Origin of the sequence: Oceanobacillus chungangensis (assembly GCF_003369565.1) — a bacterium.
Lineage (GTDB): Bacteria > Bacillota > Bacilli > Bacillales > Amphibacillaceae > Oceanobacillus > Oceanobacillus chungangensis.
Genome location: NZ_PIOD01000015.1, coordinates 16,520 through 29,244, shown reverse-complemented (window position 1 = coordinate 29,244; position 12,725 = coordinate 16,520). Strand labels below are relative to the sequence as shown.

The window sequence follows — 12,725 nt, the reverse complement described above, 5'->3', positions numbered from 1 at the left end:
TGGATTAAGTCCAGTCGAATACCGAACTCAATCCAGCCAATCAGCTGCATAATAAAACTCTAACTTTTAGGGGTAACCACCTTATTTAAAATGAAAGGGATTTTTTAATTATTATTTAGCGTCTTCTTTACGTTCCAAAATTTTATCGATTAAACCATATTCCACAGATCGTTGTGCAGTCATGAAGTTATCGCGCTCAGTGTCGCGTTCGATTACTTCTAGTGGTTGACCTGTCTTTTCAGACATAATTTCATTCATGCGTTTTTTGATTTCAATAATACGTTTTGCGTGGATTTCAATATCTGTTGCTTGTCCTTGAGTTCCGCCTAATGGTTGGTGAATCATGATTTCACTATTAGGAAGTGCGAATCGTTTGCCTTTTTCACCAGCAGTTAGAAGGAATGCACCCATTGATGCAGCCATACCGATACAGATTGTAGAAACATCAGATTTGATGAAATTCATTGTATCGTAAATTGCCATCCCAGCTGTAATAGAACCACCTGGTGAATTGATGTACAATGAAATGTCCTTGCCTGGATCTTCTGCTTCAAGGAATAATAATTGTGCTACAATAGAGTTTGCAACGTTGTCATCAATTGCACTTCCTAGTAAAATAATACGGTCTTTAAGTAAACGTGAGTAAATGTCATATGCGCGTTCGCCACGGTTAGTCTGTTCAATAACTGTAGGTACTAAGTTCATTTATAAATCCTCCTTATATAAAACAAGTTTCATCCAACTAGCTTAATGGATCTATTTTTATAATAGCTCAAAGGTCAATAAAGGTCAAACATAAACCTTTGAAAATATAAAAAAATTTCTTCTACATGATACCCTTATTTTAGGAGATTAAACGTTAAATAGAAAAAAGCGTGAGAAAACACTTGTAACTACAAGGGAACAGCGGTATAATAGCATATGTGTCATTTTTAAATAGCAACATGCGCCCATAGCTCAGCTGGATAGAGCACTGGTTTCCGGTACCAGGTTTGCCGGGGGTTCGAATCCCTCTGGGCGCGTCAGTGAAAAAAACTAGCAAAGGATAGATAGTAACCTATCCTTTGCTAGTTTTTTGTCCAAAAAGAACTGAAAACCATAATGATTCCAAATACATTTGTTAGTTTCCAATAAAATGAAACATAATACGCTACAAAGACGTATCAAAAAGAGAGCATATTTAATTAGCGAAGCATGTAGGTTATCCCAACTGTGACTGGCAGAAATACGCTCATTTTAAAATTTCGATTCAATGATAGTGCCTGTGGATGTCCGATTCTATTCAATTAACAATCAGTGTGGAGATAGATTAACTTCTGCTGAATGAAAATTCACCTTACAAGGAGCTGTAAAAATGTGGAGAATGACTAAGATTTCCATGCTGCCCTTACTGATACTGCTAATCTTAAATGGATGTAATGCGATTAATGCAAATGATAATGATATTTTCCAATATAAAGATTCCTATGTTGGAGATAATAGTGCGGTAGGAAACATTGTAAGTCAACTACCTGAGGGTAAACACCTTAATGGATTTGAATTAAAAACGAATGAAGAACCATATGGAATAATCTTAAATTATCAGGGTATCGCAACAGGTGATTACAAAAAAATTGCTATTAACAATGCTACGTTTATATTTACCTTGATTCACAATGTAGAGTGGGTAACCTTTAATTTTAATAACGAAGATAACGAAGAATACAACGTAACGAAGGAAAAATTGCAGAAATGGTATGAGAAAGATTTAAGTGAATTCACAAATGTGGATGATCTAAATAGCTTTATACAAGAATATTTACAAGATGACAGTAAAGTGAATCAGTATTTTGAGCAATGAACGATTTCATTTCTTGAGGAATACTAAAAATAAAGTCCTGTTAGTTGATATTTACGTAGGACAAGGAATGCCTTCAAAACGGGTGTAGTTAGATCTGTGAATAAATGGTAAATTGCACCATTCCAGCCTAGAAAATACACGTAGACTCCTGCGGAAGGAAGGCTCACCAGCCTCCCGCGGAAAGCGAAGTGTATTTTCGTAGCGACTGGCCAGTAAACAATCGTTTTTAAGCTATCAACCGGCATTCGGCTCATAAATATCCCATGCAGTCTTCAATGATTCAACAATATAATCCGCAACTTCATCGACGACCAAATTATCCGTCATGACCCTCGAATGGTGCTCTGAATAAATTGGTTGCCGTTCATTGAAGAGCTCTTCGATTTGTTTAATATTTTTGCCTTGTAAAACAGGGCGACTATCGATAAGTAGACTAATTCGATCTTTCCAGTTGTCCCAGGACATATCAAGGAAGAAAACGATACAATCTGATAAGCAAGCGTTTCTAATTTCCTCTTGAAGAAATGCACCGCCACCAACGGAAATGATTTTTAATTTTTGTTTGCAGGATTGGACTATTATTTCTTTCTCTGTTTCGCGGAATATCATTTCTCCATATAGTGTAAAAATATCAGAGGTTGGCATATTGAACTTCTTTTCAATTTCTTCATCAATGTCAATAAAGTCTCTATATAATCTTTTTGCTACTGCTTTACCAATGGTTGTTTTGCCAACACCCATAAAACCTATCATCACAATGCTTTTTTCTCGAAGTGAAACATCGTTCATGCTCTTCCCCCTAGTGATTATATTTATATTTTAAATTAGTATAAGCCAATTGTCAGTTATTTGCACGGCTATTGTTACACGAGAATAGGCAAAAGGAATTCCAGTATACTTGGAATTCCTTTTGCCTCGTGTTTATTCAGCTACGTTGATTTCGAATTCTTGATGCTCATGTAATCCATCTTCGTTTTCAACATGAATAACCATTTGATAGGTTCCTGCCTTTGGAAATGCGAAGTTTTCGGAATATTCTCCTGCAGTTGCTTCGCTCGCATCGACCCATTCATGGTTGTCTGGAGTTTCTTCATTCCAAATCTCAAATCGAATGCTTGCTTCCTCCAATGGTTGGTCATCAAGTTGGACATGTACTTTTAGAGATGTTTCTTCAGCAGCTGTCACTAATTCTGGTTCCACAAAGTGCATCGCAAAACCATCAGCGTGTTCACTGTGCTCATGTTCTTGGTCTTGATTACTGCTTGCTCCTTCGCCAATTGTAATCAACTTTTTCGGCATTGTGTGCATATCTTTTGCTGTTACATGTGCAAACATTTCATAAATGCCATCATGATCAAAAGTGGTTTCTGTAGTATACGTGCCGTCACCTTTATTTGTTGCTTCAATCATAGTGCTTTCATCTTCCATGCCCTGTTCCCATAGTTCGAATGTTACTTCATCTGCTTCTGTAACGGATTCTTCTCCATATGTAACGGTTGCTATAAGTTTTACTTCTTCATCTACTTCAGCTGTTTCTGGTACTGAAAATTCTACCTCAAGTGGAACAAGCTCTTCTGATCCGGTATTCTCATCCTTGGTCCCACATGCAGTTAAAACCGAAATAACTAACATGATAAAAAGGATATTAAAATGTCTCATTATTTCTCCTCCTTGAATATTTATCTGTAGTAATACTTCATTTAAAGAAGGGTTATTTATCCATAATTTATAGTATATCAAATATTATTTCTCTAGTGGTCTTTGAAAATGCTTGAATTTTGAATGTTTCGTGAAGGTTAAAGAAAAAGCTCGTGCTAAGGAAACTGCCTTGCTCAAAATACGATATATTTGATAAAATGGAAATTATATAATTATTCACCAATAGGGAGTGGGGAAATGAAACTCATAAGCTATCAACCAAAATCTAGTTCAAAAAATTATCGCATTGGTGCTATTCATGGTGAAAGTGTAATCGATATTCAAGCAGCATATCAGGCATTGCTAGTATCAAGGAATGAGGGATCTATAGCTGATGAATTAGAAACGATTTTACCAGCTGAACCAGCACGTTTTTTTGCGATTGGATTGCCAGCTATTGAAAAGGCTGAAGAAGCATATCAGCATATTTTGAAAAGTAAAGAAGAACTAGAGCGTTTAAATAGAGAGGATATTAAACTTGGTAATCCAATTTCTGCACCTGGAAAGGTTATCTGTGTCGGAAAAAACTATGAAGATCATGTTGCAGAAATGCAGGGAGATATCCCCGAATTTCCCGTTCTTTTTGCTAAATTTAATAATGCATTAATCGGACCAGAGGATGCGATTGAAACATCGGATGCAACTAAAAAGCTAGACTACGAGGTTGAACTAGCATTTGTTATCGGTAGGGAAGCTACAAAGGTGAAAAGAGAAGATGCGCTGTCCTATATTGCGGGGTATACAATCGTTAATGACACTTCTGCAAGAGATTTACAAAAGCGTACACCACAGTGGCTCCAAGGGAAAACATTAGATCGAAGTACACCAATAGGTCCATGGGTAGTTACCGCAGATGAAATAGATGATCCTGGAAGTTTATCAATCCGTTCTTTTGTGAATGGAGTAGAACGTCAGGCATCAAATACGAGTCATTTAATATTTGATATCCCTTTTCTTGTCGAATTTATCTCCAATTTAATCACATTAAATCCAGGGGATATTATTCTAACTGGGACACCAGATGGAGTAGGATTTGCGATGGATCCTCCACAGTTTCTCAAAGACGGGGATATTGTTACATTAGAAATCGAAAAAATTGGTCGGATGGAAAATAGAGTAGTTCATATAAAATAGAGGGAGATAGAAGGGGCAATTGTTGTTCCTTCTTTATTTCTAGTTCTATACTTTCTCACTATAGAAGTGCAACAAAGGTTTAACTACAAAATAACCTTCACACATAGCAGGGTGAAGGTTAACCAGATTCTTATAAACGACTAAAAAATGTATCTAACTCACGATTGAACTTGTCTGTCTCCTCTAAAAATAAAAGATGACTGCTATTTTCAAATGCTACTAGTGTTGATCCGGCTATTCTTTCCTGGATATACGCTCCAGCTTCAATTGTGAAAAAACCAACCGTGCCAAAGCAGATTAGTGTTGGAACATCTATATTGGATAGAGTCTCTCGATAATCAACGATTGATTGATTATAAACGATGGTACTTTCAATTGACGCTGGCAACTTATTCATTTCTGCTAAAATCCATTGGACATCCTCATCTGATGGTTTTTCCTTAAACATGCCATCAATGAAATTTCGATTGAATCCATGCTGGTCTTCCTGGATGATCTGCATTAGCCCTGTTAAAGCTGCAAAATCGAAGGCACCGTGCTCCCAGTTTGGCCAGAGGAAATCAGACGCAGATTGATCAACAATCGTTACTGCTTTAATATTTTCTGTGCCAAATTGATTTACATAATCCCAGACAACGAATGACCCCATCGACCAACCTACTAGAATTACATCCTTCAATTCTAGCTTTTCAATAAATGTCTGCAAATCTCTTGCATATTGTGCAACAGTATGACCATGCGCTACTTTGCTGGATTGTCCATGACCTCGAAGATCTAACGCTATTGTGCGATATTTTTTACTGAAAAATGGAATTTGCTTATAGAAAAATTTACTGCTCATCATCACTCCATGAATAAATATAATCGTCTGTCCGTTTCCTTTTTCTTCGTAAAATAGCTTCGTCTCCGAGTCAAGCTTAACATATGGCACGTAATCATCCTCCCTATTTATCTATTATGCTTATTATATATGTCCAACATGCTACATCATTCTCATTTATAATAAAAAGAATAAAACTTTTTTCGGATATAGTAGTCTAATCTATATAACTGCTGCTTATGAGATGGAGGAGAAGACTTGAGCGAGGATGCAAGGAAAGCAATCGCAGGTGACGATGAGGCCTTTCTGCGATTGATGCAAGCTTATAAAGTAGATTTATATAAAACGGCAATCGCGTATTTACGGAATCAGGACGATGCTATTGAAGCACTTCAAGAAGTCACCTATCGTGCGTATAAAAATATTCGTATGGTGAAGGAAGCAACTTATATTAAAACATGGCTTATTCGAATCATGATCAATTATTGTAATGACCAGTTAAAAAGGAATAAACAAATCGTTATAAATGATGAGATTATTGTTACCCATGGCATATTCGAAAATTATACAGAAATGGAATTAAGGGATGCGATGCAGGACCTTGATGAGCGCTCACGCGAAATATTAATGATGAAATATTTTCATGACCTAAAAATAAAAGAGATCGCATTGGTGCTGGAATGTCCAGAAGGAACAGTAAAAACATGGCTGAATAAAGCTTTAAAAGAACTTAGAAAAAGGATAGATGGAAGCGGGGAGGGGTGGACCAATCATGTATGAACGCGAAGAAGGAAGACTCATTGAATATAAAAAAAGCATTGATAACATTTCAGTTCCAGAAACTGCACTAAACACGGCAATTTTAACGGGCTTCCAGAAAGCTAAACATGAGGAGAGTAAAAAACGGCAATCAAAAAAGTGGATGTTTATGGCGGCGATGATTGCTGTTCTCCTTATTTCGTTTATTACTTCTATACGTGTCTCTCCCGTTTTTGCTTCATATATCGCAAACATTCCAGGGATGGAAGAAATCGTTGAATTGATTAGGCATGATAAAGGAATGGTAGCAGCAATCGAGAGTGATTACTATGAAGCACTCGGCGTTTCGAAACAGAAAAATGGCATGGAAGTTGTAATCGATGGAGTGATCGCGGATGAACAGGGGATTGTGTTATTTTATACAATCAATACAGAAGAAAAGAAACGGAGTGTCACGATAAATCAAGCGGAAATTAGAAATCAGGATGGTACAGAGTTAGAAATACCTACTAGCTCAAGTTACAATCCAGAGATAAATGAAGCGGAATTTGCGAATTCCTTTCATGGGCTAATCGAGTATTTCTTTCAATATCCATCAAACACAACGAAATTTATACTTCATTTAGAAGTTGGTGGTGAAACGTTTGAACTCCCATTTATACTGACAAAGGATCGAGAGGAAAACAAAACCTACGTACTAAACGAAACGGTTACTGTTGAAGGGCAGGAAATTACTTTTCTAGATGTAACGATAGCCCCGTTAAGAGTGGGCATACATGTGAAAATGAATCCGGATAATACGAAAAAGATCCTATCATTTGATGAATTGCAACTTATTGATGAGCAGGGTGAGGTATGGAGTAGACTTGAAAATGGAGTTACTTCAAGCAGTATTGCAGATGATGAATGGATGCTGTATTTACAAAGTAATTATTTTAAAGATCCAGAAGAATTGAATTTAGTCTTAGGGAAAATTCAGACCGTCGATAAAGAAGAAAGCATGGTTATTGTAGATGTCGAAAATGAAGTTATTTTAAATCAGCCGAAAAGAAATCTCTTTACAGGAGTAGTGAGGGAAGGGGATTATCTTGTATTTAAGTATAATGAAGAATTCCCTTATTCTTTTTTCAGTCAATCATACGATGCAGATGGGAATATACTTTATTCAGATAGTTCGTTTTCTACAGCTTCTGAAGGAAGAGGAACCAATGAGTTTGGATACCATATTGAGCATATACTTGGCCAGAAGTCACCAATTTCTCTAATAATTGATTTCTTCCCCGAATGGATTATTGGCAATGAAAAGATAAAAATTAAATAAAAAAGCGGACCCCATTCTTTTGATGGGGTCTGCTCTCTATCAATGCCCTGCTGATTTAAATCGTCCACCCTGAACTTCTTGTGTATCCATAATTGCGGTAAATGCAGTTGGGTCAATGTTGAATATTATAGCTTTCAGTTTGGCAACTTCTAATCGCGTAACAACAACGTAGAGCACATTTGTATCTGTACCTGTGTAATTGTTTTGCCCATATAATTTGGTTACGCCTCGCTTCAAGTCTTCTCCGATTACTTCAGCGATATCTTCTGACATGTTGGAAACAATTAATGCTGCTTTTGTTTCATTCAGAATTCCTTGCCCAATCGCATCGATGGTTTTTGATGCAATATAATAGGTGAGGATTGATAACATTGCTTGTTCCCAACCAAGGACAAATCCTGCCCATGCAAAAATGAATATATTGATGAACATGACAAATTCACCAACAGAGAAAGATAACCTTTTCGTAATAATGATCCCAAGTATTTCTGTACCATCCAACGCACCGGCATTTCGAATAACAATTCCCACACCAGCCCCAAGAATTAATCCGCCAAATACAGTTGCTAATAATGGTTCATCCGTAATTGGTGCAACACTATGCAATAGTGATTCCACAACAGATAAAGAAATAATACTAAATAATGATGAAAATAGAAAATCCTTTCCTAGCCTTTTAAATCCAGCAAATAAAAAAGGAATATTAATAATTAGGACAAGTATTCCAAAACTTATCCCTGTTAAATTATTTACCAGTAGGGATACACCAATAACCCCTCCGTCAATAATTTCGTTAGGTACGAGAAATAATTCCAAGGCTACTGCAGCAATCCCGGCACCAATAAACAGCATGATATAACGGCGAACCAGGTGTGCAATTGGCTCTTTATGTATTTTCTTTGTCATTTACTTGCTCCCTTCTATGAATACTAAAATTTTATATTTACATTAATCTAGCTGTCAATGTGCAAAACGAAAAAGTGACAATTATAATATGAAATGGCAGAATAAATAGGAGTGTGTCGAAAAAGAGTTTAATGGATGACGGGTGAATAAAATATCCAATCCATTCAAATTCTACCTGCAGGATTAGCAACATTAGCAGGTGTATTTTCAACGGGATAAACATATATTAAAAGCTTTGTAACTAATGATATATGTTAACTTTCCCTATAAACTTACTATCAATCATTGGTTTTGGAATCAATTTGTAAACTAGGTACTTATGTTATGCCATCTGAAGTCTTTGCATTTTCTCAATCATTAAATAGAAAAAGAGGAGGATAAGCTACATGTTTAAGATAACTTTATATACGAAGGAAAATTGTTCTTTATGTATAGAAGCTGAAACCTTATTATCATTATTTAAAAGTGATTATCCTTATGAGTTGGAAGAAAAGGATATATATGAAAACGATGAATTATTGGAACGGTATCAATTGCTGATTCCAGTAATTGAATTAAACGGAAAACAACTCGATTGTAGAGAAATTAATTATGAATCGATAGAAAGATTACTTAAAGGTAAATAATATTACGTCATTTGAAGATTAATCGATTGGGGACGGCGAGGATATACAACTGAAGATAGAATTAAATCACTTTGCTTTACAATACTTTTACATTTTTTTTACCGCAATAAATTTGTATTTTTATTCAAATATGCTATACTAAAATTGTAATCGGGACAATATCTAACAGCGTGGGACTTTATTCGTCCAGTATGAAGGAGTCTTAATATGGGAACATTTACTGATTTACAAAAAAAGCTCGTTCCAGACCTCTTGGAAATAATGCAACAACGGTATTCTATTTTACAAAGTATTGATTTGTTTGAGCCAATTGGACGAAGAGGTCTTGCTGAGAATACAAATTTAACGGAACGTCATATTCGTGGCGAGGTTGAATTTTTGCAAAAACAAGAACTCATTCAAGTAACCTCGAAAGGAATGTTTATTACAAAAGAGGGGAAATTAATTCTGGATCAATTAGCAAAATTTATGGGCGAATTGATGGGCTTGAATGTTTTAGAGGAACAACTAAAGGGAAAACTGGGGTTAAAGAAGGTACTCATAATTCCTGGGAATAGCGATGAAAATGATTGGGTGAAGCGAGAAATGGGTAAGGCTTGTGTTTCGTTTCTTCAAACAATTGTTAAAAAGCAAATGATAATCGCAGTAACAGGTGGAACGACAATGGCTGCTGTTGCAAATGCAATGACGCCACTTAATAAGAGCAAAGACTATTTGTTTCTTCCAGCACGAGGAGCAATCGGCGAGAAGGCAGAAAACCAATCGAATCGAATTGTTACAGAAATGGCAGAAAGGGCAAATGGTGATTACCGATTACTTAATGTTCCAGATCCTTTAAGTGAGACAGCATATCAAACGCTAGTGAAAGAACCATCGATTCAAGATGTATTAACTCACATAAAAAATGCAGATATTGTCATTCACGGTATTGGTGATGCGATTACGATGGCTAAACGAAGAAAGACTTCTGAGAAGGTAATTGAGAAGTTACAAACAAATGCTGCAGTAAGTGAAGCATTTGGTTATTATTTTGACGAGTTTGGGAATATTATCCATAAGGTTCGCACCTTAGGGATACAGCTGGAAGATCTTGTCACAATGGATCATGTATTAGCTATAGCTGGTGGTAAATCAAAGGCGAAAGCAATCGTATCCTATTTTCAACAAGGAAAAAGTGACTTACTAATAACAGATGAAGCAGCTGCAAAACAGATTTTAAGAGGGTAACCTCTTTTAATATATTTTTATTACATTTATCTAGGAGGAATAAGAATGGCAGTAAAAGTAGGTATTAATGGTTTTGGTAGAATTGGACGTAATGTATTCCGTCAAGCACTTAAAAATGACGAAGTTGAAATCGTAGCAGTTAATGACTTAACAGATGCAAATATGTTAGCTCATTTATTAAAATATGATTCAGTACATGGCAAATTAGAAGAAGAAGTTTCTGTTAACGGCAAGAATCTTGTTGTTGGTGGAAAAGAAATTAAAGTTCTTTCAGAGCGCGACCCTGCTAACTTAGGTTGGGGAGATCTTGGAGTAGAAATCGTAATCGAATCAACTGGTCGTTTCACTAATGGTGAAGACGCTAAGAAACATATTGAAGCTGGAGCTAAGAAAGTAATCATTTCTGCACCTGCAAACAATGAAGATTTAACAATCGTTATGGGTGTTAACGATGATAAATACGATCCAAGCAAACATAATATCGTTTCGAATGCATCATGTACTACTAACTGTTTAGCACCATTTGCTAAAGTGTTAAATGATTCATTCGGAATTAAACGTGGATTAATGACTACAATCCATTCTTATACAAATGATCAACAAATTCTTGATTTACCACATAAAGACTACCGTCGTGCACGTGCTGCTGCGGAGAACATTATCCCAACTACAACTGGAGCAGCAAAAGCAGTTGGTTTAGTATTACCAGAAATTCAAGGCAAACTTAATGGTATGGCTGTTCGTGTACCAACTCCAGATGGTTCATTAACAGATCTAGTTGCTGAATTAGAAACTAATGTAACTGCTGAGCAAGTAAACGAAGCATTCAAAGCAGCTGCTGAAGGTCCATTAAAAGGTGTATTAGAATACACAGAAGAACCAATTGTATCTTCTGACATCGTAGGTAACACACATTCATCTATCTTAGATGGTCTATCTACAATGGTAATGGAAGACAACATGGTTAAAGTTGTTTCTTGGTATGACAATGAAATGGGCTACTCTTCACGTTGTGTTGATTTAGCTGCATTCATGGCTAAAAAAGGTTTATAAGTTTTAGAATAAAAGGAGGAGGAGCAAGCTCTTCCTCCTTTTTCCATGTTTTATAACGAGCATGCTTACTTCATGTAGTATATAATGAATCGTGAGCGCAAATGATAGAGATGCTAGATGTTGCTCTATTACATAAACTTAGTACGGGAGGGTGTACAAATGAATAAGAAAACACTTCAAGACCTAGATGTTAAAGGCAAAAAAGTATTTTGCCGTGTAGACTTTAACGTTCCAATGAAAGACGGGGAAGTAACAGACGATACACGAATCAGAGCAGCATTGCCAACAATCAACTACTTAACAGAACAAGGCGCAATCGTTATTTTGGCAAGCCATCTTGGTCGACCAAAAGGCCAAGTAGTTGAGGAACTACGCTTAGACCCTGTTGCTAAGAAATTAAGTGAATTAGTTGGGAAAGATGTAACTAAAACAGATGCAGTTTATGGTGAAGAAGTTGAAAAAGCTGTAGCAGAACTTAACGAAGGCGATATCTTATTATTAGAAAACGTACGCTTTGAAGCTGGTGAAGAGAAGAATGATCCTGCTTTAGCAGAAGCATTAGCGAAACTTGCTGATGTATATGTAAATGACGCGTTTGGTGCAGCACACCGTGCACATGCTTCAACTGCTGGAATTGCAGAGAAGTTACCTTCAGCGGCTGGATTATTGATGCAAAAGGAACTTGATGTTCTAGGTAAAGCATTGGAAAACCCTGAGCGTCCATTCACTGCAATTATTGGTGGAGCTAAGGTTAAAGATAAAATTAATGTCATCGATAATTTCTTAGATAAAGTGGACAACCTAATTATTGGTGGTGGGCTTGCATACACGTTTATTAAAGCACAAGGCCATGAAATTGGTAAATCGTTATTAGAAGAAGATAAAATGGATTTAGCAAATGAGTTTATCGAAAAAGCAAAAGCAAAAGGTGTTAATTTCGTCCTTCCAGTCGATGTAATTGTAGCGGATGATTTTTCTGAAACAGCAAATACAAAAGCTGTAGCAATTGATCAAATTCCAGCTGAATGGGAAGCATTGGACATTGGACCTAAAACACGTGAAATATATAGCCAAATTGTCGCCGAGTCTAAATTAATCATTTGGAACGGACCAATGGGAGTATTCGAATTAGATGTATTTGCAAACGGAACGAAAGCTGTTGCAAATGCGTTGGCAGAAACCGCTGGTTATTCTGTTATTGGCGGTGGCGATTCAGCTGCAGCAGTTGAGAAATTCGGTCTAGCTGAAAAAATGGACCATGTTTCAACAGGTGGAGGAGCTTCCCTTGAATTTATGGAAGGTAAAGTACTTCCAGGCGTTGCAGCTCTAGACGATAAATAA

14 protein-coding genes and 1 tRNA gene are annotated in these 12,725 nt (G+C 36.4%); 9 read left to right on the top strand and 6 right to left on the bottom strand.

Features of this window, described 5'->3' with window-relative positions:
• Positions 1-111: 111 nt before the first annotated feature.
• The gene (gene clpP / locus CWR45_RS13280) at positions 112-705 is read right to left on the bottom strand and encodes an ATP-dependent Clp endopeptidase proteolytic subunit ClpP (protein WP_114917262.1); all 594 of its coding nucleotides are present in this window, start codon (positions 703-705) and stop codon (positions 112-114) included.
• Between the two features lie 241 nt (positions 706-946).
• Between clpP and CWR45_RS13275 the strand changes: the two genes are divergently transcribed.
• Both CWR45_RS13275 and CWR45_RS13270 read left to right on the top strand, forming a co-directional pair.
• A tRNA-Arg gene (locus CWR45_RS13275) sits at positions 947-1,022 on the top strand.
• A gap of 332 nt (positions 1,023-1,354) precedes the next feature.
• Complete coding sequence (locus CWR45_RS13270; RefSeq protein WP_115750356.1) at positions 1,355-1,840, top strand: DUF4825 domain-containing protein; 486 nt, start codon at positions 1,355-1,357, stop codon at positions 1,838-1,840.
• Positions 1,841-1,863: 23 nt separating this feature from the next.
• Here CWR45_RS13270 and CWR45_RS19640 read toward each other — a convergent pair whose 3' ends face one another.
• The 3 genes from CWR45_RS19640 to CWR45_RS13260 all read right to left on the bottom strand — a co-directional run bounded on the left by CWR45_RS19640 (position 1,864) and on the right by CWR45_RS13260 (position 3,499).
• Positions 1,864-2,094: a hypothetical protein gene (locus tag CWR45_RS19640; RefSeq protein WP_147294837.1), complete on the bottom strand. Its 231-nt coding sequence runs from the start codon at positions 2,092-2,094 to the stop codon at positions 1,864-1,866.
• A complete protein-coding gene (locus tag CWR45_RS13265) occupies positions 2,075-2,629 on the bottom strand; it encodes a shikimate kinase (RefSeq protein WP_115750355.1) in 555 nt (184 codons plus the stop codon). The genes CWR45_RS19640 and CWR45_RS13265 overlap by 20 nt, the downstream gene beginning before the upstream one ends.
• A 132-nt stretch (positions 2,630-2,761) precedes the next feature.
• Positions 2,762-3,499, bottom strand: coding sequence for a FixH family protein (locus CWR45_RS13260; RefSeq protein ID WP_115750354.1), 738 nt, complete (start codon positions 3,497-3,499; stop codon positions 2,762-2,764).
• A gap of 237 nt (positions 3,500-3,736) precedes the next feature.
• Between CWR45_RS13260 and CWR45_RS13255 the strand changes: the two genes are divergently transcribed.
• Complete coding sequence (locus CWR45_RS13255; RefSeq protein WP_115750353.1) at positions 3,737-4,672, top strand: fumarylacetoacetate hydrolase family protein; 936 nt, start codon at positions 3,737-3,739, stop codon at positions 4,670-4,672.
• 130 nt (positions 4,673-4,802) lie between these two features.
• Here the strand turns inward: CWR45_RS13255 and CWR45_RS13250 are convergent, their stop codons facing one another.
• Positions 4,803-5,603, bottom strand: coding sequence for an alpha/beta fold hydrolase (locus CWR45_RS13250; RefSeq protein WP_115750352.1), 801 nt, complete (start codon positions 5,601-5,603; stop codon positions 4,803-4,805).
• A 147-nt stretch (positions 5,604-5,750) separates the two neighbouring features.
• On the opposite strand from CWR45_RS13250, the gene CWR45_RS13245 reads away from it, so the two are divergent.
• A complete protein-coding gene (locus CWR45_RS13245) occupies positions 5,751-6,272 on the top strand; it encodes a sigma-70 family RNA polymerase sigma factor (RefSeq protein ID WP_245975424.1) in 522 nt (173 codons plus the stop codon).
• Positions 6,265-7,572: a DUF4179 domain-containing protein gene (locus CWR45_RS13240; RefSeq protein WP_170138863.1), complete on the top strand. Its 1,308-nt coding sequence runs from the start codon at positions 6,265-6,267 to the stop codon at positions 7,570-7,572. The genes CWR45_RS13245 and CWR45_RS13240 overlap by 8 nt, the downstream gene beginning before the upstream one ends.
• A gap of 39 nt (positions 7,573-7,611) precedes the next feature.
• Here the strand turns inward: CWR45_RS13240 and CWR45_RS13235 are convergent, their stop codons facing one another.
• Positions 7,612-8,478, bottom strand: a complete 867-nt coding sequence (locus CWR45_RS13235) for a YitT family protein (protein WP_115750350.1) — start codon at positions 8,476-8,478, stop codon at positions 7,612-7,614.
• Between the two features lie 386 nt (positions 8,479-8,864).
• On the opposite strand from CWR45_RS13235, the gene CWR45_RS13230 reads away from it, so the two are divergent.
• From CWR45_RS13230 to CWR45_RS13215, 4 genes are all read left to right on the top strand, one after another.
• Positions 8,865-9,104: a glutaredoxin family protein gene (locus CWR45_RS13230; RefSeq protein ID WP_115750349.1), complete on the top strand. Its 240-nt coding sequence runs from the start codon at positions 8,865-8,867 to the stop codon at positions 9,102-9,104.
• 207 nt (positions 9,105-9,311) lie between these two features.
• On the top strand, positions 9,312-10,331 hold the full coding sequence (locus CWR45_RS13225; protein ID WP_115750348.1) for a sugar-binding transcriptional regulator: 1,020 nt from the start codon (positions 9,312-9,314) through the stop codon (positions 10,329-10,331).
• 45 nt (positions 10,332-10,376) lie between these two features.
• Entirely contained in the window at positions 10,377-11,384 is a 1,008-nt protein-coding gene (gap, locus tag CWR45_RS13220) for a type I glyceraldehyde-3-phosphate dehydrogenase (protein ID WP_115750347.1), read from the top strand.
• 159 nt (positions 11,385-11,543) lie between these two features.
• The gene (locus CWR45_RS13215) at positions 11,544-12,725 is read left to right on the top strand and encodes a phosphoglycerate kinase (RefSeq protein WP_115750346.1); all 1,182 of its coding nucleotides are present in this window, start codon (positions 11,544-11,546) and stop codon (positions 12,723-12,725) included.

Excerpts from the sequence above, each read along its gene's own strand:
- clpP (WP_114917262.1), bottom strand. The coding sequence starts at position 705 with ATGAACTTAGTACCTACAGTTATTGAACAGACTAACCGTGGCGAACGC.
- CWR45_RS13270 (WP_115750356.1), top strand. The coding sequence starts at position 1,355 with ATGTGGAGAATGACTAAGATTTCCATGCTGCCCTTACTGATACTGCTA.
- CWR45_RS19640 (WP_147294837.1), bottom strand. The coding sequence starts at position 2,094 with ATGAGCCGAATGCCGGTTGATAGCTTAAAAACGATTGTTTACTGGCCA.
- CWR45_RS13265 (WP_115750355.1), bottom strand. The coding sequence starts at position 2,629 with ATGAACGATGTTTCACTTCGAGAAAAAAGCATTGTGATGATAGGTTTT.
- CWR45_RS13260 (WP_115750354.1), bottom strand. The coding sequence starts at position 3,499 with ATGAGACATTTTAATATCCTTTTTATCATGTTAGTTATTTCGGTTTTA.
- CWR45_RS13255 (WP_115750353.1), top strand. The coding sequence starts at position 3,737 with ATGAAACTCATAAGCTATCAACCAAAATCTAGTTCAAAAAATTATCGC.
- CWR45_RS13240 (WP_170138863.1), top strand. The coding sequence starts at position 6,265 with ATGTATGAACGCGAAGAAGGAAGACTCATTGAATATAAAAAAAGCATT.
- CWR45_RS13235 (WP_115750350.1), bottom strand. The coding sequence starts at position 8,478 with ATGACAAAGAAAATACATAAAGAGCCAATTGCACACCTGGTTCGCCGT.
- CWR45_RS13230 (WP_115750349.1), top strand. The coding sequence starts at position 8,865 with ATGTTTAAGATAACTTTATATACGAAGGAAAATTGTTCTTTATGTATA.
- CWR45_RS13225 (WP_115750348.1), top strand. The coding sequence starts at position 9,312 with ATGGGAACATTTACTGATTTACAAAAAAAGCTCGTTCCAGACCTCTTG.
- gap (WP_115750347.1), top strand. The coding sequence starts at position 10,377 with ATGGCAGTAAAAGTAGGTATTAATGGTTTTGGTAGAATTGGACGTAAT.
- CWR45_RS13215 (WP_115750346.1), top strand. The coding sequence starts at position 11,544 with ATGAATAAGAAAACACTTCAAGACCTAGATGTTAAAGGCAAAAAAGTA.